The following is a 1,558-nucleotide window of genomic DNA, read 5'->3' as shown; positions in this document are numbered from 1 at the left end:
TAGCCTGGATTTCTCACAGGGTATAAAAGAAAGCGGCTGAAAGTGTTAACGTTTCAGGGCCTTACACCAAAAACCAACACCAACAGCCGCTTCCAAAATGGTACCTGAAAAACTGACCTTCTCGCCACTCTCACGCCGGCAAATTGAAGCCGATTTTTCCGGCGGTCACATCACCTCCGATGCCGGATTACTCCTGCTACGGGAAGTCGATAAACACCATCGTCTGACGCACCGCTTGGCCTCCGTGCTTCATGATCCCCGCGCACCGGAACAGGTTCGTCACAAGCTCGACACTCTGGTTCGTCAGCGGGTGTTCGGTGTCGCCGCGGGCTACGAAGATTTTAACGACCATGAGGCCCTACGTTACGACCAAGCGCTTCAGACCGCGCTCGGTGAAGATGAAGTCTTGGCGGGTAAGTCTACACTGTGTCGGAGCGAGCAGAAGGCAGACCGGCAAGCGATGGTGAAGGCCCATGCGTTACTGTGGCATCACTTCATTGAGCAGCATGACCACCCCCCCAAGGAGATCGTGCTGGACTTTGATGGCACCGATATTCCCGTACACGGCGAGCAACCCGGGAAGTTCTTTAACCGCTATTACGATCACCACTGCTACTTCCCGCTGTATGTCTTCTGTGGCCGCCATCTGCTGGTGAGCTATCTGCGTACCAGTGACCACGGCGACAGCCATCACAGCTGGGCCATCCTGGCGTTACTGGTGCGCTTTATCCGCCAGTACTGGCCCGATACGCGCATTGTGTTACGAGGTGATAGTCACTTTTGTCGCCCCCGGATGCTGAACTGGTGCGATCGGCATCACGTTGACTATATCGTGGGTATCGGTAAGAACAGTCGGCTGCTCAAGGAAGTGGACGTGCCCATGATGCTGGTGCGCAAGACCCAATGGCAGGTGGGCGGGCAAGTGGCAGAGACGTTCCGCTTCCCGTATCAAGCACACTCTTGGAAATACCCACGCTGGGTGGTCGCTCGTCTAGAAGAGAGCGAGCTGGGCTCCAATCCCCGATTTATCATCAGCTCCCGTTACGACGACGGCTTCAAGCTTTACTACGAGCAGTACTGTGCTCGGGGCGACATGGAAAACCGAATCAAGGATCAACAACTGAGCCTGTTTGCTGATCGGACCTCCAGCACGCACTGGTGGGCCAATCAGTGGCGGCTGATCTTGTCGGGCTTCGCTTATACACTGTTCGAGCGGTTACGGACTTACCTGAAGCACACGCCCTTCGCGCGCATGAGTCCGAGCAACCTGAGGCTCAAGCTCATCAAAGTAGGCGCGGTCATCATCCGCAATACGCGTCGAATCCGCGTACTCATGAGTGACAGCTACCCCTATAAAACGGCGCTATCCGATCTCGTCAGGCGGTTGGTGCCGAACTGACTGCTCGGGCTCCCCCGGCCCGACGCAATGGGGGGAAGGGGGAGGTGTGTCTGAACGACGAAAAGTGGTTAAAAAGTAGCCGATGTAAGTCGAGCCAATAGGTGTTTAGCGGTGTTAGCCTGAGTGCGGTACTGGCTGAGGTGCTATGAGAAATCCAGG

Annotated in this window: 1 protein-coding gene; it reads left to right on the top strand. The window is 55.9% G+C overall.

What is annotated here, in order from left to right:
• Positions 1 to 97 precede the first annotated feature (97 nt).
• A complete protein-coding gene (locus tag BIS10_RS18680; RefSeq protein WP_253507764.1) occupies positions 98 to 1,399 on the top strand; it encodes an IS1380 family transposase in 1,302 nt (433 codons plus the stop codon).
• Positions 1,400 to 1,558 lie beyond the last annotated feature (159 nt).

This window comes from Halomonas sp. 707B3, assembly GCF_024158645.1.
Taxonomy (GTDB): domain Bacteria; phylum Pseudomonadota; class Gammaproteobacteria; order Pseudomonadales; family Halomonadaceae; genus Vreelandella; species Vreelandella lionensis.
Note: the sequence above shows the minus strand (reverse complement) of the source record. Positions and strands in the feature narration are given on the sequence as shown.

Bases quoted from the DNA above. Each gene is read 5' to 3' on its own strand.
- BIS10_RS18680 (WP_253507764.1), top strand. From the start codon at position 98: ATGGTACCTGAAAAACTGACCTTCTCGCCACTCTCACGCCGGCAAATT.